The 19,493-nt window shown below is 58.0% G+C and carries 15 protein-coding genes; 9 read left to right on the top strand and 6 right to left on the bottom strand.

Annotated features, from left to right (window positions below):
- On the top strand, nt 1-214 hold a 214-nt coding region (locus tag WCO56_15545; GenBank protein ID MEI7730989.1), incomplete at its 5' end, for a hypothetical protein.
- Here the strand turns inward: WCO56_15545 and WCO56_15540 are convergent.
- From WCO56_15540 to WCO56_15525, 4 genes are all read right to left on the bottom strand, one after another.
- Nucleotides 185-871, bottom strand: a complete 687-nt coding sequence (locus tag WCO56_15540; protein ID MEI7730988.1) for a ribonuclease HII — start codon at nt 869-871, stop codon at nt 185-187. The genes WCO56_15545 and WCO56_15540 overlap by 30 nt on opposite strands.
- Before the next feature lie 28 nt (nt 872-899).
- Entirely contained in the window at nt 900-1,646 is a 747-nt protein-coding gene (locus WCO56_15535) for a uracil-DNA glycosylase family protein (protein MEI7730987.1), read from the bottom strand.
- Nucleotides 1,647-1,746: 100 nt separating this feature from the next.
- Nucleotides 1,747-3,015 carry an acetylxylan esterase gene (locus tag WCO56_15530; GenBank protein ID MEI7730986.1) on the bottom strand — a complete coding sequence of 423 codons (1,269 nt, stop codon included), beginning with the start codon at nt 3,013-3,015 and terminating at the stop codon, nt 1,747-1,749.
- A gap of 60 nt (nt 3,016-3,075) precedes the next feature.
- Nucleotides 3,076-6,066, bottom strand: coding sequence for a DUF2339 domain-containing protein (locus WCO56_15525; GenBank protein MEI7730985.1), 2,991 nt, complete (start codon nt 6,064-6,066; stop codon nt 3,076-3,078).
- 135 nt (nt 6,067-6,201) lie between these two features.
- Between WCO56_15525 and WCO56_15520 the strand changes: the two genes are divergently transcribed.
- Nucleotides 6,202-6,927, top strand: coding sequence for a type II secretion system protein (locus WCO56_15520; protein MEI7730984.1), 726 nt, complete (start codon nt 6,202-6,204; stop codon nt 6,925-6,927).
- A 17-nt stretch (nt 6,928-6,944) separates the two neighbouring features.
- On the opposite strand, the gene moeB is transcribed toward WCO56_15520, so the two are convergent.
- Entirely contained in the window at nt 6,945-8,087 is a 1,143-nt protein-coding gene (moeB, locus tag WCO56_15515; GenBank protein ID MEI7730983.1) for a molybdopterin-synthase adenylyltransferase MoeB, read from the bottom strand.
- 39 nt (nt 8,088-8,126) lie between these two features.
- Here moeB and WCO56_15510 point away from each other — a divergent pair, with 39 nt between their 5' ends.
- The 7 genes from WCO56_15510 (at nt 8,127) to WCO56_15480 (ending at nt 17,276) form a co-directional block, all read left to right on the top strand.
- Complete coding sequence (locus WCO56_15510; GenBank protein MEI7730982.1) at nt 8,127-9,020, top strand: purine-nucleoside phosphorylase; 894 nt, start codon at nt 8,127-8,129, stop codon at nt 9,018-9,020.
- Nucleotides 8,992-9,459, top strand: a complete 468-nt coding sequence (locus WCO56_15505; GenBank protein ID MEI7730981.1) for a cytidine deaminase — start codon at nt 8,992-8,994, stop codon at nt 9,457-9,459. The genes WCO56_15510 and WCO56_15505 overlap by 29 nt, the downstream gene beginning before the upstream one ends.
- Before the next feature lie 19 nt (nt 9,460-9,478).
- Nucleotides 9,479-10,999, top strand: coding sequence for an ATP-binding protein (locus WCO56_15500; GenBank protein MEI7730980.1), 1,521 nt, complete (start codon nt 9,479-9,481; stop codon nt 10,997-10,999).
- A 188-nt stretch (nt 11,000-11,187) separates the two neighbouring features.
- Nucleotides 11,188-11,514 carry a hypothetical protein gene (locus WCO56_15495; protein MEI7730979.1) on the top strand — a complete coding sequence of 109 codons (327 nt, stop codon included), beginning with the start codon at nt 11,188-11,190 and terminating at the stop codon, nt 11,512-11,514.
- A 90-nt stretch (nt 11,515-11,604) separates the two neighbouring features.
- A complete protein-coding gene (locus WCO56_15490; protein ID MEI7730978.1) occupies nt 11,605-12,870 on the top strand; it encodes a TolC family protein in 1,266 nt (421 codons plus the stop codon).
- Nucleotides 12,871-12,878: 8 nt separating this feature from the next.
- Nucleotides 12,879-14,147, top strand: coding sequence for an efflux RND transporter periplasmic adaptor subunit (locus WCO56_15485; protein MEI7730977.1), 1,269 nt, complete (start codon nt 12,879-12,881; stop codon nt 14,145-14,147).
- 42 nt (nt 14,148-14,189) lie between these two features.
- Nucleotides 14,190-17,276 (top strand): CusA/CzcA family heavy metal efflux RND transporter, encoded by a 3,087-nt coding sequence (locus tag WCO56_15480; protein ID MEI7730976.1) that lies wholly within the window; start codon nt 14,190-14,192, stop codon nt 17,274-17,276.
- Between the two features lie 80 nt (nt 17,277-17,356).
- On the opposite strand, the gene WCO56_15475 is transcribed toward WCO56_15480, so the two are convergent.
- Nucleotides 17,357-19,390, bottom strand: a complete 2,034-nt coding sequence (locus WCO56_15475) for a sulfatase-like hydrolase/transferase (protein ID MEI7730975.1) — start codon at nt 19,388-19,390, stop codon at nt 17,357-17,359.
- Nucleotides 19,391-19,493 lie beyond the last annotated feature (103 nt).

The raw sequence follows: 19,493 nt of genomic DNA, 5'->3' as shown, positions 1-19,493 counted from the left end.
CCCAGTCGCGACCCTCCTACACCACCACACCACCCTGCCCGGCCAAGCTAATACCCTGTCCGTCTACACAAAGACCCTGTCCGGCTCAGACAAGACCCTGACCGACTCAGACAAGACCCTGTCCGGCTTGGACAAGACCTTGTCCGGCTTGGACAAGACCCTGTCCGGCTTGGACAAGACGGAATTAAAACAACTCCCGTTGTTCCGCTTTTAACGGGGCGAAGCTGCGCCGATGGATAGGGCAGGGGCCATGGGCGGCGATGGCCGCCAAATGTTGGGGGGTGCCATAGCCTTTGTGAATGGCGAAACCGTATTGTGGCCATTGATGATCATAGGCCAGCATGAGGCGATCGCGGGTCACCTTCGCCAGCACGCTCGCGGCGGCGATGGAATAACTGCGCGCGTCCCCCTTGACGATGGCTGTTTGGGGAAACAAAAATGACTTAACCGCGTTCCCATCCACCAGCACATGGGCGGGTGCCGGTTCCAATTTGGCCAGGGCCAGATTCATCGCGCGATGCGTGGCCTGCAGGATATTGATGTCGTCAATGATTGCCGCCTCCACTTGGGCAATGCCATAGGCGATCTCGGGATGCGTGGTGATGGCGGTGTAAAACTTGTCCCGCTGCGCTTCGGTAAGTTGCTTGGAATCGTTCAGCCCGGCCAGTTCCGCCGGCAGCCCGGTTAGTTCCCAGCTTGGCGGCAGGATGACGGCCGCCGCCGCCACTGGGCCCGCCAACGGCCCGCGCCCCGCCTCATCCACACCGGCAACGCGGGTGATCCCCTTGGCCCACAACTCCCGCTCAAACGCAAAGCGATCGGTCGCGGGACCGGTGGCTGACGGCGAATTCGTTGGAGGTTTTGCGGACATGGGTTCTTCTGGCTGAAGGTGGCGGTGGTTACCCCGTGTTATTCCTTGGCCATACGCCCTGGGCTTCAAGCTGCCGCGTGGCGGTTCCGGCCCAATCCCGATTGGCCGCCGGACTGGCCGGGCTGGGATGCAACACTTTTCCAATTTTTACGTTGCACCCTTGCAGCGCCAGCGCCAGGCGTTCCTCGGCAAAGCCACCGACCCCGATGGCCCACTCCACCTTGAGCAGGACCACCAACTGACGCAGGTACTCATCGCAGAGAGAAAACAATGCCGCCGTATCCGATCCCGGCAGTTGTTCCGGCGTCACGTTCTTGCCGGATTTCGTATTCTCCAGGAACAGCAATGGGCAATAGTTATGCACGAAGTGATCGGTAAAGAATGCCTGCGGCGTACCAAACCGGGCGGCGAACAGCCCCCATAACCGCAACCCACTGACTTCTGAGCGCGGACATTGGAATCCCAAAACCGGCTTACCGGGATGTTCGCGCGGCGGTTTGCCCACCGGCGCTTCAATGCCCATCCAATCGCGCACCGCCTTGATCTCGCCAAATGGCACCCCCGTCTGTGCCATGCCGAACGGACCGGGGTTCATCCCCAGAAACAGCACGCGCTTGGGGGCACCGGTGTAGCGGCTAAGATACATCTGGTGCGGTTCCCAAGCATACCGCAACGGATTGTACACATAGCCGCCGGGAAATTGGAAACCATCCACTGCCCGGGCGAGCGCCTGGGTTGCCGCAATCAAACTCGGGAGATGAGCATTCGCATCCACGCCATGGTTATAGTCTCGCCGCCTTAACAAACGCAACCTACTTCTTTTTCTTTGGCCGGTTGGCTTGGGGTAATCCCATTCACCGTCCTATCCGGAACGACTATTTTTTCCGGAAATGTTTATCGGCATAAGTCACCATGGCCTGCCAATCTTCCAGGGTGACATCATGCTTACCCACGCGCAGAAAGTAGCCAATGCGGCTGTCCACGAGTTGACCGGCACCCGGCCATTCCTTGCACGCCAGACCGTCGGTGCCAAGGAGCCGATAGACCGGGTCCGCGCCGAGACCGCCCAGAAATTCGCCTTTGGGATCAGACCAAAGATCCTGAGTGGCGCTGGTGATGAGCAGGGGCCGTGGCGCGATCAGTGCGGCCAGTTCATGCTGGTCCATTGGCAAAGCGGCCTCATTGGTGGCGTACTGGCGGAAGTTCGGGCAGAACCAGCGGCCAAGGTTGGCCGTCAGGTTGGCGACGGTCTCGCCAAAAATGCGCTTGCTCAGGGCCACGCCGCCGGCCCCGGAATTGTTGGCGACCAGCATGGCAAACCGCTCGTCTTGCGCCGCCGCCCATAACGCGGTCTTGCCCAGCCGGCTGAAACCGATCAGCGCCACGCGTTTGGCGTCCACCCGTGGGTTGGTTTCCAGATAATCCAAGGCCCGGCTGTACCCCCAAGCCCAGGCACCGATGCAGCCCCAATCCTCTGCTCCCGGCTCCGGCCCCAGTCCACGCGGCCCTTCCTGCCAGCGGCCGTTGGCATCGGGTTCGATTTCACCATACCCGGCCGTGACCACACCATATCCGTGCTCCAGCGCCAGGTCATATTGCCACATTTCTTTGTGGATGCCCCGGCCTGCTTCGGTGGGGGTGTTTTTCACCAACCGATTGGCATAGAGTCCCATCGCGTAATGCTTGGCCAACGGAATATCCGGCTCGTCGGTGGTGGTATAATTACCATCGAAATTGAACCCGAGAAACACTGGCACCGGGCCTTTGACTTGATTGGGCAGGTACACCAGTAATTCCATCTGTCGGCCATCCTCCTTGCCCTCAAACAGCACGCCCACCTGTAGGCGGGTCGCCTTGCCGCCGCGCGCCTCCTTTTTCTCCTCGCGCAACACAAATCGCATTGCCTCCGGCCTGCCCAAGAGCGTTTTGCCGTACTCTTCGCTGGCAAAGAGATGCAGCAACTCAGGCCGGCGCTTGGCACGCCACGTTCGCGCGTCGGTCACGCGCGTCCCATCCTGACAAACCAACGGGTCCGGCAGCGTGTAAGGCGGTATTTCCGCCTCATTGGTGATGGTACTGGCAGATACGCCGGCACAGGCGCATACAGCGGTAAACGGGATCGTGAGCAGGGTGATATAGTTCATAATGCTGCCTGGTTTATAATGGGGGTTATGCGCGCGGGGAAGGCAAAACGACCGGCTAGGTTACAACCATTCCCGAATTTTTTCCTGGTACTTGTTGTAAAGGTAGCCCAGCACCAGCAACACGAAACCCAGGGCCAGGAAGCTTAGAATCCGGTACGGCACGGCCAGTTGCCAGACATCGTAAAGGATCACGCGGGCGAGGGCGCAAAGCAGGATGCTCAGCCCGAGCCAGCGGTAGATGCGTTCGCGTAATAAAAATCCCGCGCCGAAGATGCCCAGGGCCAGTCCGGCCCAGGTGGCGGTGACGTAGAATCGCCCGCCAGTGGCCAGCATCACCCAGCGGGATAAGTAAAACCAAAGCAGCAAGGCACCGGGGATCATCAGGGCCGCGTGGTAATTATCGGGCAGGGGGAAGCGGGCGGGTTGGCGGCGGGCCAGTTGCTGCAAGACGGGGAACACCAGGATGGTCGCCAAGTTGGGCCAGTAGATGAAGGTGGTAGGCCGCGCCGGCGCGGCGATCAGTGTGATGCTGGCGACGGCTAGCATTACGCCACAGGCCAGCAGCGCTTCCCGGCTCTGCCGCCAGCCGCTCAAGGCAAACAGGGCGACGCCCACGAGTGCGAGTACCCACACTTGTTCCTGGGCGGGGATATAATCAAATATCCAGAGCAACCCCAAGGGCAGGGCGGCCCAGCGGTAGATGATTCCCACGGTGAGGATTTGCGTGCGCGTTTTATCCTGGAGGTCCGGGTGTTGCGCGTACCAGTAGAGCGCGGCGGCGGCGAGGCTCAGCAGTGTGGCCATGGGGGCCAGCGCGAAATACCAAGCCGGGTGCGTGCTGGAACTGTCGAGCTGGCGCAAAAATTCCACCGCGCTAACCAACAGGAATAGCTGGCCAAACGCCGCCAGGAACCAGGCGCGGGTGAGGAGGCCGTAGCCCGTCAGCACCAACGCCAGCAGGCAGGTAAAGGCCATCCAACTGGACGGAGCAAATTCCGGTTGCAACCAGAAGAACAGGATACCGACGGTGGCCAACGCGTACAGGCCCGGAGGCCCTTGGCGGGCCGAGACGCTGAGGGTGAGCGTCTGCTGCCGTTGCCACCAATGGCTGATCGCCACCAGCACGGCGATGAGAATAGCGGGGTTCCACCAGGGGACCGTTTCTTTGGCGTCCAGTTTGTGGCCGAGCCAGGTAAACACCCCCAGAAGGAGGAAGCATTGGCCAAAAGCAGTGATTTCCCGCACGCGCAGGACGTAATAGGAGAGCGTAAGCAGCAGCGCCTCCACGGCCAGGGTGGGGACGAGCCAATCGTTGGGCGTGAACTGCCAGGTGGTGACCGCCCACATCAGCAAGCCCAAGGCAGAAAAGTACGCTTGGCACAAATCAAACTCCTGCGTTTCGGTCTCGGCGTTGCGCCGTCGGTTCCACCAAGCGTTAAACACCAGCATCGCGCCCAAGAGGAGGTTGGCGATCAGGGATTGGTTGGCATGAGTATCCGTCGAGGCCAGTCCCCAGCCGACGGCGAGCAACGCGCATAGCTGGGCTCCCACGCGCAACACGCGGTTGGCGAGCAGGTTGCCCAGAATCAGCAGGATCACACTTTCGGTGGCGAGCAGCAGGGCGAGCGTGTGCCCGCTGAACTTGGTGATCAACCCCAGCGTCACTAGCGCGATACCCTGGGTCAGGTACGCGTTACGGACCACTTTTTCTTCGGTCAAATAACGTCGTGCCGCCAGCGCCAGCCCAATGAGTACTGCCCCGCAGCTCATGGCGAATCGCCAGAACGTGCCTTGGTCGGCATGCCACATCGAGAGCACCACCAACCCAAAAAACGCGCCATTATTCGCACTGAGAAACGAGGCCCGTTCCGTTTGCATCAATTTTTCCGCCTTGGACAGGAAACCCGCTGCGGTGAACACCAGCCAATAACCGCCCAGGAACACGTTCCCGACGGTTAGTTCGTCCGCGTGTTGGTTCCAATCCCAGCCGTCGTTGTAAAATCGCCAGAAGGCAAACCCGCCATAGGTGGCGACCAGACTGCCCACGGAAAGCCCGACCCACCGGTTGCGCAACAGGAAAAAGACAGCGGCGGAGGTCAGCACCAGGTTGGAGAATAGCGTGAACAAGCCGATGCTGGTAATGGCCGAGGTGTAATAGGCCAGCCCGGTGGCGAACATTGCCAGCACCTCGGACTTCTTGCGATCCGCCAGCCAGATCATGAACCCTGCCCACGCCAGCAGCAAGACCCCATCCGCGAACGGGCTGGAGATCACGCGCAAGCTGGCGACATGGTGCGCGGCGTACGTGGTGAAATAGACGGCGGCCAAACCGCCGGCGAATACCACCTCGCCAAAATTGCGCACGGAGATCTTTTCCTTCTGCCGTTGCAGCCAGGCCCCGGCCCCCATCAACAGGCCGCTGAACACATATAGCGCGATCACCTTGCCGGGACCGCCCAAATGAAATTTATCATAGGCGTAATAGCCCGCCCAGACCAGTGCGGTAAGCACCATGACAATGCCCACGCGTACAAACCAATACGTTCCCAGCCGCATTTCCAGGGAACCTTTCGGGACCGATTCCGCCTGGGCAGGAAGTGCCTCGGCGGTGGCCGGTTCGTTTGGGATTTCCTGGGCTAACGGTGAAACCTCGGCGGTCGTCTCGCGGTGACTGCGTAACTGCTCCAGCGCGGCAGCCCGGCGTTGTTTGATATTCTCGATATTGTTTGTGGCGATGGCTGGGAGGGCGACTTCGGTGGGGTGGCATTCCGGGAGAGGCTGGATTGGCGGTGGAACATATTTGGGCAACGGCGGCGGCAGACTGTGTCTGACTTCGGGGGAAACGAGTAATGGCGGTACCGCCACCGGGGCCGGGCTGGGAACTTTGGTCGGCTCGGTAGATTGGCTGGATGCCGGAGTAGTATTCGTGACCAGCGCGGCGGGTACGGTGCTCAGGGCGTCAATCCGGGCGCGCAAGGCATTGAGTTGAACCTGCTGCGCCTCGATCAGTTGTTTAAGCTGCTCCCATTCCTGCCGCTCGTGTTCATTCATGTGACGTTATTTTGTTGAACGTTGCCAATCTAAAACTTAATGGCCGCGTATCCAATCAAAATCGGAAGAAAAAAGCGGGCGATTGCTGCGTATTGCCCTTGCGCAGATAGCTTTCTTGGCGTATGGGTAAAACGTATGAGAAGCCGCTTTAGTGAACCCAAGCGCGATCAGGCCTTCACCTTGATCGAGTTACTCGTTGTTATTGCCATCATCGGTATCCTGGCGGGGATGTTGCTGCCAGCGCTGGCCAAGGCCAAAGCCAAGGGGCAGCGCATCTCATGCGTCAACAATCTCCGGCAGGTAGGTTTGGGCTTTTCGATGTGGGCAGACGATCATGACTGGAAGTTTCCCTGGCAGGTCATGCCGGTAGACGGTGGCACCTACGGTGATATTCACACTTGGCGGCATTATCAGGCCATTTCCGGCGAAATCGTCAACCCGAAGGTCTTCACCTGCATGAGCGATACCTCGCGCCAAATTGCCTACGGGTTTGGCACGAATGTTGGCGGGTTTGCCAATCCAGGCTACCAGAATAATGCTCTCAGTTACACCTTTGCCACCGAGTCCCAGCCATTGATGTCCACCCACCATCTGGCGACTGACCGTAACATCGTGGGGAATGGGGACACTGGACCCTGTAGTGCTGGCTATGCCAATGCCAATGTGATTACTTCTTTTGGCACCCCAACAGGCTCTGCCGTTGCCAAGGCGGAATGGGGCAGCGACATCCACATGTTTGTCGGCAATGTGGCGATGGTGGATGGCAGTGTGCAGCAAGTTGGTCCGATTACTCTTAAAAAACTATTTACCTATACCGGCGACACCAATTATAGCGATTGTGTGTTGAAGCCGATTTATTAGGCGGCTGGTTGTTTGGGTCAGTATTTCGGCACGCTACGGTCAATTTCTTCCGACCAAGCCAGAATTCCGCCTTTGACGCTCTTCAAGTTTCGGAAGCCTTGTTGACGCAGGTATTGCAGTGCCTTCATGGAACGCACTCCCCCTTTGCAGTGCAGGTAGAGCGGTTGGTTTGGGTTCAGTTCTGGATGGCGATTAGGCAGCGTGCTTAATGGAATCAGCCGGGTGCCTTTCACGGAAGCAATCGTGTACTCGTCCGGTTCACGCACATCCACAACCAGAATGCCCAAGGCGGGTTCGTCCAAGGCGCGTTTCATGTCTTGCACGGTGACTTCATCCGGATTCGGTATCGTGGGTTGGGGCTTCATGTGACAAAAATCTTCGTAATCTATGAGTTGAGTAATGGAGGGGTGATCGCCGCAAATCGGGCAGGCTGGATCGCGGCGCAGTTTTAATTCGCGAAATTTCATGGTCAACGCGTCCAGCAGCAAAAGTCGGTTGAGCAAGGGGGTGCCTTGTCCTAGTGCCAGCTTGAGGATTTCCGTGGCTTGAATGCAGCCAATAATTCCTGGCAAAACCCCTAGTACTCCGCCTTCGGCGCAAGAGGGAACGGTTCCTGCCGGTGGCGCTTCGGGATATAGGCAGCGATAGCAGGGGCCGCCCAGATGCGGCGCAAACACACTGGCCTGACCTTCAAACCGGAAGATGGACCCATACACATTGGGTTTGCGCAGCAGCACGCAGGCATCGTTGGTCAGGTACCGCGTGGGGAAGTTATCGGTGCAGTCCACCACGATGTCGTAAGGGCGAATCAGGTCCAGCGCGTTTAGCCGGGTTAATCGCACGGGGTGGGTTTCCACCCGCACATTTGGGTTAAGCGCCTGAATAACCTCGCGCGCCGAGTCTGTTTTTAACCGGCCAACGTCGTTGGTGCCGTGCAAAATCTGGCGTTGCAGATTGGACCGGTCCACCGTATCAAAATCCACCAATCCGATCTGCCCGATACCGGCGGCGGCCAGGTACATGGCAATCGGCGAGCCCAAACCGCCGGCCCCGATACAGAGAACGCGGGTGCCCTGCAACTTCAACTGGCCCGCCATGCCCACCTCGGGCAAGATCAGATGGCGCGCATATCGTCCGATTTCTTCATTGTTTAATGCCATATTTGATACTAATATGACCAAGCGTATCGCAGTTGTACCATGATCGCAACCAATACAGTACATAGCAAAGTGGGAAATGCCGGCCACGAGCCCGAGCCATCGGGGAACTCGCCGTCGGAGGCTGCTGCCGTTTTGTTGCGCCGCTCCAAATTGCGACCGGCGCTGGGGATGATATTGGGTACCGGGTTTCAGCAAGTATTGCAGCGGTGTACCGCCATCCTAGAGGTGGACTATTCGAGTATTCCGGGCTTTCCGCGCACGGGCGTAGCGGGACATGCCGGCAAACTGGTGCTTGGCTACATGCAAAAAACGCCAGTGGTGATTCTGAGCGGACGCTCGCATTACTATGAAGGTCATTCGCTGGAACAGGTGACGTTTGGAGTGCGGCTACTGGCCGCCATGGGCATTCGCGCCTTGGTGCTTACCAATGCCGCTGGTGGCATCAATGCCAGCCTTAAACCAGGCGATTTCATGGTGTTAACTGATCATATCAACCTCATGGGGGTTAATCCACTTCGCGGCCCGGTGCCGCCCGGCCGGCATCGTTTCGTGGATATGACCGATGCGCATAATAAAACCCTGCGCCGCATGATGCGCGAGGTGGCCAAGGAAGTGGATGTCAACCTGCATGAGGGTGTTTATCTGGCAGTCAGTGGGCCGAGCTATGAAACCCCGGCGGAAATCAGGGCGTTTGCGACCTTGGGGGCGGATGCCGTGGGCATGAGCACGGTGCCGGAAATCATCGTGTCCCGCCAATGCGGCATGAAAATTGTGGCGGTTTCCTGCATCACCAATCTGGCGGCGGGGCGCAATCCGCAACCGCTTTCCCATTCCGAGGTACTGGAGACTGGTAAGCGTTCCGCCGGCAAAGCGGCGGCGTTATTGGAGAATTTTGCGCGTCTGTATGGACAAAAAAAAGATCACCCCAAGTAATTCCCGAAAACGGTTGATCGCCGCCGCCATTGAAGCCAGTCGCATGGCTTGTGCGGACTATTCCGGTTTTCAGGTCGGCGCGGCGCTACTCACCCGGGCGGGGGCGGTGATCACTGGTGCCAACGTGGAAAGCGCCAGTTATGGGCTGACCTGTTGTGCAGAGCGGGTGGCGTTGTTCAAGGCGTTGACCGAGGGGCATCGCGAATTCATGGCCATGGCGGTCGTGGCACCTTTGGATGGTGGGGCCATGCCCTGCGGTGCCTGCCGACAACTGCTGGCTGAGTACGCCCCGGCGGCGGTGGTCTGGGTGGCCGATAGCCGTTCCCCTGGGAAATCGAAGTCATTTACCAGCTCCGAGCTTTTACCGGGTGCCTTCAAGAATTTTAGCAATGCGCGCAAAATAGCGGCGGTGGCCTGCCCTGAGCGGGTAGCCACCTGAACCGATGGAAATATAACCTGTGAAGTTCGACTCTCAATTTGATTTGGAAAGCGCTGGGTGGCCCGCCGTATTGGTGGACTCGCAAGGCGTGATGTGTCGTGCCAGCCAGGGCGCGTTTGCGGTGTTTGGCTCCATGCTGGAACATGTGTATCTGGCGTCCATCTGGGGGGCTGGCAATGAACTGACGGCGGAGCAGTTTTTGGGGCGTCCGGATTTACTGACCGCGCCGCCCGCCAAAATCAAATTTCGCACCAAGGGGAACATGACCTTGGAACTGCAAGTCTTGGTTAGCGGTTATACGCGGGATGGCCAGAAGTGTCTGGTCCTGCAAATGTTTCCGGCGGGTTCGGCGCTGCCATTGGTGGAGGGGCAGAGTATCAGCCCTGAAGCCAAGGCGCAACTGGCCGAGGCGGTCCAGCAGAAACAAAAATTGGATTGCGCCCTCAAGCTTGCGCGCACGGTGGCGCTTGATTTTAATAATGCGCTGACCAGCATTCTCGGTCATATTTCGCTGATCCTCGAAAAGATGGAACCGGATCATCCGTGGCGGCGATCGCTGATGGAAGCGGAAAAGGCCGCAGAGCGTGGTGCGGAAATTGCCAATGACCTGGCTGCCTTTAGTCGTCAGGAAAAAGACGTGCGCGCCCAGCAGACCGGTAATTTAAACGCCGTGTTGCGGCGCACCGTCGAGGTGTTTCAAAAACCTGGTCCCAGCCAGTCGATCCATGTGGAGTGGCACTTGGATCTGGAAAGCCGCCTTTACAGCGCCAATTTTGACGAGGCCAAGATGCAACAGGCATTTGTGAAGGTGGTGGAGAATGCCGTGCAGGCGATTCCCAAGGAACGCCGAGGCAAAGTGCAGGTCAGTTGTCGTAACTTGGAACTCAGCGAACCCACGCACGATCAGAGCGCCAATCTGGCACCGGGCAGCTATGTCTGCGTGGAGGTCAAGGACGATGGTTGCGGCATTGCTTCGGACATGATGCCGCGCATTTTTGAACCGTTCTTTACCACCAAGTATGGGCATCGCGGGTTGGGACTGGCTTGGGTGTATGGCATTATCACCAATCATGGCGGCAATGTGGCCATTTCCAGCGAGTTGGATCATGGCACCTCCGTGCGCGTCTATCTGCCAGCCAACAAGAAATTCGTCAAAGATACGGCGCGGAAAATCGAGGAACTGCACGGCTCCGAAACCATCCTTATGGTGGATGACGAGGATCTGTTGCTCACGATGGGGCAAATGGTGCTTTCCGCCTTTGGTTATAAAGTTTTAACCGCGACTAGCGGCGAAAAGGCGCTGGCCCTGATCAAAAAGGGCGGGGACCGCATTGATTTGCTGATCACCGATCTGGTCATGCCGCAGATGAGCGGGCGCGAATTGGCCGAAAAAGTCCGCGAACTGTTGCCCGACACCAAAATCCTATTTTCCAGCGGCTATGTGCGGCCAGCCAGCGGGGAGGAAGACAATTATTTGCAAAAGCCGTTCACCAGTCAGGGTTTGGTACACAAAGTCAAGCAGGTGTTGTCCACTCAGTAACACGCTTGCGTTTAAACCGCAGAAAAGCGCTGCGCGGACGTGTGCGCGACAGGTGAAAACGGCAACTTGCAGTTTATTTTGAAATTTCCACTTGAAATCCTTACGGTAGTAGTATTATAGTTTAACCTGTGAACCGGTTAAAGATGGCAATCTCCGCGTTGCTGGTATTTCTATGGATACCAGCCACCATGCATTGTCAGCTTGAGTCCATTCCCGGTTTCGAGCTGCTCGCTTGTTGTAATCATCCCGGCGAAACACCCCATCAGGATAACGATTGCCGCGAGGACAGTTGTACGGTGGTCGAATCGGTCGGTTGTTTTATCACCAATCCGCAACTCGAGGTGTGCGCTCCCGCGCTGCTGGCGGTCACTGCAAGCGCGGCGGCTAATGATGAATTGGCGCGGTTGGCTGAAGCGGCGCCCGTTCCGGATTTTTCTCCCCCCGGTCTTGATCAACGCTGGCAGTTTCTTCATCGCTGTGCGTTGCCGGTTCGGGCCCCCTCGTTCGTTTCCTGATCTTTTCCCTCGGGGAATTTTCTAAAGGCCGCGGTGTGATTTCACATTGCGGATCGGTATTTCATAGACGGTGTTTGCAGGAAACGAATCATGAAACTCAATACGGTAATTATTTTAATTGCAGGATCGGTTGTGGGGTTGACCGGCGGTGTCGGAGCGGAGCCAGTCCGGACCAATTTAAACCTGGATGCGGTCATCCAGATGGCGTTGGCGAACAGTCCGGAACTGCGTGTTGCCGGGGCGCGAGCGCGTTCGGCAGTTGGGCGTACACTTCAGGCGCGCGCCTGGCCTAACCCAGAGTTGGAAATAACCACTGAAGATTGGCCGATTCAGGGAGGACGGGGGCTTGGCGCTGCCAAACATACCCTTGGTATTTCGCAGACGCTCCCATATCCCGGCAAAAAATCTTTGGACCGGCAAATCGGCCAGACCGGCATTCGGCTGAGTGACGCCGAGATGGCGGTGCGGCGGACCGAGACGGTGCGCAACGCCAAGGCCGCCTTTTATCAAGTGCTGGCCGCCGAACGCATGGTCGCCGCCGTAGGTGAGTTAACCCAGGTGGCGGAATCCTCCATGACTACAGCCCGTAAGCGATCCGAGGCTGGCGCCACCGCGTATCAGGAGCAATTGCGTGCGGAAATTCAATGGGAACAAGCCAAAACGGAATTAAACACGATGCAACGGGACCTGATATCCGCCCGGCAAACACTGGGGTTGATGTTGGGACGCCCGGATCTTGATACCATGGCTTTGTCGGGGACCTTGGCTGAAACCGCCAATGCAAGTCTGTGGGAAACCCCGGTGACGACCTGGTTGGGACAGCATCCGTGCCTGGCGGTTGGGCTGGCAAGCTTGGAGCGGGCGCGGTTGGAGCTTCGCCGCATGCGCTTGGAACCGTATCCAGATGTGAAAGTCGGTTTGGAGGGCGGACGCGTGGGCGCGACGGATGAATCCATCGTTGGTTTTCGGTTCTCCGTGCCAGTGCCATTGTTTGATCGCTCCAAGGGGCGCGTGCAGGAAACTCAGGCGCGGGTGGAAGAGGCTGAGGCGGAACTGGAAGTGGTCCGTCAGCAATTGCAACGGGAGTGGGTGCAGGCCATCAAGCGGTATCGCACGGCCGCCGAGCACACCCGCAACCAGCGGGAGCGCATTTTACCCAAGGCGGCGGAGGCATTACGGCTGGTGCAAGTGGGTTTTGCCGAAGGTAAATTCAATTTCATTGATTTGGTGGATACTCAGCGCACGGCGGCGGAAGCGCGCTTGGTGTATCAACAGAAACTGCTGGAACTAAACCTGGCGCAAGCGGAACTGGAAGCGCTGCTCGCGCCGCAATCCGTCAAAACGATCTCCAAATAACTTATCCCATGAACATTATTATTCGTCCTCATTTCATTGTCGGTCTGCTTGCGTTTACCCTCACGGTTGGATGCAAACCCAAAGAAGAACACGCCGAAGGCGATGCACATGCCGGTCATGCCCATGCCGCCGTCGGCCATGCCACGGCCAAAGACGCGCAGGGCCGGCCGATGTGCGGTGAGCACAACGTGCCGGAGGCGGAATGCGGTATTTGCAAACCGCAGAAGATCACGGCGATGGCTTCCGGTGAGGCTATGAAGGTGCGGTTGCCATCCACCAATTCGGCAACGCTGGTCGGGGTTCAACTGGCCACCGCTACCGTTGGCGAAATGGCGGAGGCGGTCGAGTGTTATGCCGAATTAGGTTATAACCAAAACAAGCTCGCGCAGATCGTCACGCCGGTGAGTGGCATCGTGCAAAGTGTGGACGTTGACCTGGGGAACTTGATCGAGGAAAAGCAAATTGTGGCGCGGATCTGGTCCGCCACGATCGCCGAGGCAGTGGCCAAGGCCGTGTTGACGCATCAAACGCTGGATCGCGAACGCAAGTTGCGCAACGAAAAGGTGACGTCGCAGAAGGATTTGCAGGAGGCCGAAGCCACGCACCGTGCCGCCTGCCAGCAATTGCGGACCGTCGGTTTTACCGAGGCGCAAATTGACGAGTTGCAGGGCAAGCCGCAGGAATCGGTGCTCCTGGAGGTGCGCGCGCCGTTTGCCGGGGAAATTATTGAGCGCACTGCCGTGCGCGGTTCGTTGCTGGAAGCCGGCAAGCCATTATTCACGCTGGCGGATCGTTCGACGGTGTGGGCCATGTTGAATCTGCCGGAAACCGCGCTGGACAAAGTGCGGACCGGGCAAAGCGTGGAGTTGCAGGTGGAAGCATTGCCCGGGCGCACCTTTACCGGAAAACTCACCTGGATCGGCCCGGAGGTGGATGAACGCACGCGCATGGCGCGGGCGCGGGCGGAGGTGTCCAATCCCGATGGCGTGCTGCGTTCCCGAATGTTTGCGCAGGCCCGCATTCTAATCCGAACGCATGACCGTGCGTTGTTGCTACCGGAATCCGCGCTGCAATACCTGGAAAGCAAGCCGCTTGTTTTTGTGAAGCTGGAGGAAGACCTATTTGATGCGCGTGCCATTCGTCTTGGCGCACGCCACCAGGGATTGGTTGAGGTGCTGGCTGGTCTGAAGCCTCAGGAACAGGTGGTGATTCAGCACGGCTTTGCCATCAAATCGCAACTGCTCAGCTCTCGCATGGGCGCGGGCTGCGCGGATTGATGCCTCACCGCTTCAGGATAATATGCAAATGGGGTTTCCCTTATGTTAAACCAATTAATTCAATTTTCCTTGCGCAACCGGTTGCTGGTTGGCGTGCTGGCCATTGTGCTGGTGGTGCTGGGCACGCGGACGCTGAGCCTGCTGCCGATTGACGCGTTTCCCGATACCACGCCGGTCCAGGTGCAGGTGAACACCGTGGCACCGTCGCTGAATCCCGAGGAGGCGGAGGCGCAAATCACTGCGCCGGTGGAACTGGCAATCAGCGGGTTGCCGGGGCTGCAAACGGTGCGTTCCATCTCCAAATACGGGCTCTCGCAGGTGGTCGCCACGTTTGATGATCAGACCACCATTTTCAAGGCGCGCCAATTGATTACCGAACGCTTGCAGAGTGTGGTGTTGCCGGGTGGCATTGAACGCCCGCAACTGGGGCCGATCGCCACCGGCCTGGGCGAGGTGTTTCATTACATGGTGTATTCGGAGCGCACCAACCGCACGCTAACCGAATTGCGCGAGCTGCATGATTGGGTGGTCAAACCCGCGTTGCGCAAAGTGCGCGGCGTGGCAGAGGTCAATTCCTGGGGGGGGTATGAGAAACAGTACCACGTCGTGACGGATCCGGATCGTTTGATCAAACATGGGCTGACGTTTGAACAACTTTTCGAGGCGTTGGAAGCGAATAATCAGAACGTGGGTGGCGGCCAAATCGTGCGCAGTGGCGAAACTCTGCTCGTGCATGGCATCGGGATCGTCACCGATACCGAACAGATCGGTAATATTTTGATCGCTTCCCATGCCGGGGTGCCGGTACATGTCCACGAGGTGGCGGAGGTGCGGATTGATCATGAGATTCGGCGCGGCGCGGTCACAGCGGATGGGCGCGGTGAGATCGTGCTCGGGCTCGGTTTCATGCTGATGGGGGAAAATAGCGCGGTGGTTACGCGCGCCTTGAAAGAGAAGCTCGCCGAGGTGCAAAACGCGTTGCCGGCGGATGTCAAAATGCAGGTGCTGTATGATCGCACGGAATTGGTGGATCAAGTGATCCATACGGTGCGGGAAAACTTGCAAGCAGGGGCCTTGCTTGTGGTGGCGGTGCTGTTCGCGTTTCTCGGCAGCCTGCGGGCCGGACTGATTGTGGCGGCGGCCATTCCCCTCTCGATGCTTTTCGCCAGTAGCTTTATGTTGCAAGCGGGCATTGCGGCGAGCTTGCTAAGCCTGGGTGCCATTGATTTCGGGCTGATTGTGGATGGCGCGGTGGTGATGGTGGAAAACACCATGCGCCGACTCGCCGAACGCCAGCATGAGCTGGGGCGCACTCTGACGGAGGCGGAACGCGCCGCCGTCATGGAGAGTGCCCCGCTGGAGGTGGCCCGGCCGGTGGCGTTTGGGGTGGGCATCATTTTGATTGTGTTCCTGCCGATTCTTGGTCTGGAGGGAGTGGAAGGGAAATTATTCAAACCCATGGCGTTGACGCTGATTTTTGCCTTGCTCGGTTCGCTGCTCGTGGCGCTGACAATTATTCCGGTACTGGCCAGCATGCTGTTGCCACGGCACGTGAAGGAGCGCGAACCGGCGCTTGTCCGCCTGGCGCATTGGCTGTATCGCCCGGTGCTGAACCTGGCGTTGCGCTTCCGCTGGGCCACCTTGTTTGCGGCGCTGGCGGTATTTGCGGGCTCGCTCTTGGTGGCGATGCGGATGGGCGGGGAGTTTCTGCCCAAACTGGGTGAAGGCGCCATCGTCGGTACTACCGTGCGGTTGGCGGGTATTTCCGTGGATGAAGCGGTCGCGCAGAATCATCTGATTGAGCAGCGGCTCATGGCGGAATTTCCCAATGAAATTGAGCATATCTGGACGCGCCTGGGCACGGCGGAAGTAGCCACTGATCCGATGGGCGTGGAACTTTCGGACTTCTTTCTGGCGCTCAAGCCGCGTGAACAATGGCGGCGCGCCCGTACCCAGACGGAACTGGTGGAGTTGATACACGCCGTCTTGGCCCAGGTGCCCGGTCTGCGGCCCGCCTTCAGCCAGCCCATTGAAATGCGCATGAACGAGTTGGTTGCCGGTATTCGCTCTGATATTGGCATCAAGATTTTTGGTGATGACCTGGAAACCCTGCGCCAGTTGGCTGCGGAAGTGCAAGCCGCGCTCACCGGCCTTCGCGGCGCGGGTGAAATCACCGGTGAACAACTCACTGGCCAGCCCTTTCTGCAAGTGCGTGTGGATCAACAAGCGACTTCCCGCTACGGCATCCCGACCCGCAACGTCCTGAATTTCGTCGAAGCCGTGGGCACCAAGCGCGTCGGGGAAATTCGCGAAGGCCAACGACAATTCCCATTGGTGGTGCGCCTGCCTGACCGTCAGCGCACCGATCCCGAGGCGTTGGCCAACACCTTGATCCCGACCACCACTGGCCCCGTATTGCCGCTGAACCGGCTGGCCAAAGTGGTGGAAGTTGAAGGCCCCGCTTTGATCAATCGTGAATGGGGCCGCCGCCGGATCACCGTCCAATGCAACGTGACTGGGCGTGACGTTGCCAGCTTTGTCGCCGAGGCGCGGCAGAAAATCGCCACGCAAGTCAAAATGCCCGAGGGTTACACGCTGGAATGGGGCGGCCAGTTTGAAAACATGGAGCGGGCCAACCGCAAACTCATGTTCGTGGTGCCGCTCGCTTTGGCGCTGATTCTAGTGCTGCTGTATTTCAGCCTGCGCACCTTCCGGGATGTATTGATGGTGGCCACCGGCATTCCACTTGGCATGGTGGGGGGCATCCTGGCGCTATGGTTGCGCGATATGCCTTTCACCGTTAGCGCTGGCATTGGGTTTGTCGCCCTGAGCGGCGTGGCCATCCTCAACGGTTTGGTGCTGGTCACCTTTATCCAACAAAAACTGGCGGGCGGCGCGCTGCTGGAAAATGCGGTGCGCGAAGGGTGCCAGGTCCGCCTGCGTCCGGTGTTAATGACTGCGCTGGTGGCGGCCGTGGGCTTTATCCCCATGGCGGTGAACGTCGGGGTAGGGGGGGAAGTGCAGCGGCCCTTGGCCACGGTGGTCATCGGCGGCATCGTAACCAACACGGTGCTGACCCTGCTGGTGTTACCGGTCCTCTACACGTTCACGCGGAAGAAGGGGAAGTGAGAGGAATGGTCTCATTTAGGACGCGGTTGTAGTCGAACTCCTTTGCCGAAATCAAAACGGTAAAGCAGGTTGCACCACCATTATCGCCTCTGGCCAATATCACGGAGCTCGGCGGTACTCAATGCCGTCGGCGGTTGCACGCGATAGTGTTCGTTGACGTACAGATCATCCGCCGATTGGTAAATCGCCATGGCATCCTGTTCCAACTCCAGATCCTGCGTATCCGGGTTGAAAACGCGTTGCAAGGTATCCGTGCGAGGATTGCCATGATAGAATTCCACCGTCTTATTCAAACCAAAAACCACCAAGTGCTCACGATGATAAAGCCCAATATCCCGGTTGTGATTGATCCACACCATGCCATCGGTCGAATTTTTCAGAAGATCCCTGCCAAAGAACAGTGTATCATACGGGCGGCCAATCATCCCCAAAATGGTCGGCGATACATCGAGCGAACAACCCAACGCGCCAATGCGCTGCGGTTGGGTGGCCAAACCAGGCGCCACAACCAACAAGGGAATCTCGTAGGAATGCATGGGAATGCTTTGCTTGCCGTACACTCGCGCGCCATGATCCGCCACCACCACAAAAATCGTATTGGTCCAAAATTTCTCCTGGCGGGCGGCTTTGAAGAATTGGCCCAAGGAATAATCCGCGTATTTAACCGCGTAATCGCGGAATTTCTTTTCCGGATCTTCCGGGATGCGCCCCTTGGGATACCTGAACGGACGATGGTTGGAAACCGTCAGCGCCGTGGCCAGAAAAGGTTTTCCGGTGTCGTTCAAGGCGCGGCACTCCTCGATGGTGCGCTGCATCAAGTCCTCGTCACACACCCCCCACATGGTGGTAAACGTTGGATTGGGAAAATGTTTTTCCTCGATAAACCGTTCGTAACCGTTATTGACTGCAAACGCGCGCATGTTGTCAAAGAATCCGCGTCCGCCATACAAGAAAACCGTCGAATACCCGTCGCGTTGCAGCACCCGAGCGATGGTTTCCACGTTCTTCGAGTGATCGCGTTTGACAATGGAATCCCCCGGCAATGGCGGAAAGGAGGAGAAGACGCCTTCAAATCCGCGTACCGTGCGGTTCCCCGAGGCATAAATGTTGGTGAATAACATCCCACACTCGGCGGCCAGTTTATCCATTTCCGGCGTCAAGGGGTTCTTTTTCTTGGCCCCCAGGCAACCCCAGAATTCCGACCCCAGGCTTTCCTCAAGCAGAATGACCACATTCATCTTGGGGCGGTTGGTATCGCCCGCCACCCGTCGCTGGAGACTGGTGGTGGAATTGACGAAGGTCACGTTGGTATGGCTGAGCAACCGGCTGCTTCGCGTAAATGCCTCAGCGGGTGGCATGGTTCGATAAAACGCAGCGTAATCAAGGTGACTGGTGGTAAACGCGGCGTAGAAGGAAACGTGCCCATTATTGGCCAATTCGTTCAAGAGGCGTTCCTGGCAAAAACGGGCCTCGCGAATGCCAACCGTTAACCCTAATCCAACCGTCGCCAACCCCCACACGCCGGCGGCCGCCCAGCGTCCGGAGCCCGTGGTTGCGATCCCATACCCACGCCGCATCGCCTTGCGACCAAGCGTGACGATAATGCTTGCGTACACCACGCTAACCAGAATAATGCGAATGATGGGATAATCCTCCCAGATATTCACAAACACCTCGTGATGATACATGAGGTAATCCACCGCTACCGTGTTGAAACGCGACTTGAATTCATCAAAGAAATAATACTCGGTAAAGAAGAGGTACGTCTGAACGCCCCAGAAAATCAAGAGGCACACCGGCAGGAGGATGCGATGCCAGGTAGCGGCAAACCAGCGGTCGGGAATCAGTGCCAGCCAAATCACCAGCGGCAGTGTCAGCAGTAGGGCCACAAAGGTATCCAAGTGCAGGCCGATCAAGTAACCTTGGAGCAAATCACCAAGGGAAACCGCGTTACCTGGCAGAAAGGCCAGGGAGAGAGCTACGCGCAGGATAAAAAAACTGACCAACAACGCGGCCCATTGCAAGAGCGCGATGCTGAACCGTGCCATGAGCCGTTTGACGACGCAGGTTTCGATATTGCCGGGTGTCCCAGCGGACGTTTCAGTAAGTGCCATTCAGGTTATCTGTTACAAACAACAGGCTAGCACCGCTTGGCAGCCATGACAACTTGTTAATGGAAACTATTTGCCAGTTCAGTTATTTTCGCCTACACCAACG

The organism is Verrucomicrobiota bacterium (genome assembly GCA_037139415.1).
GTDB lineage: Bacteria > Verrucomicrobiota > Verrucomicrobiia > Limisphaerales > Fontisphaeraceae > JBAXGN01.
This window is presented reverse-complemented; position numbering and strand designations above follow the sequence as displayed.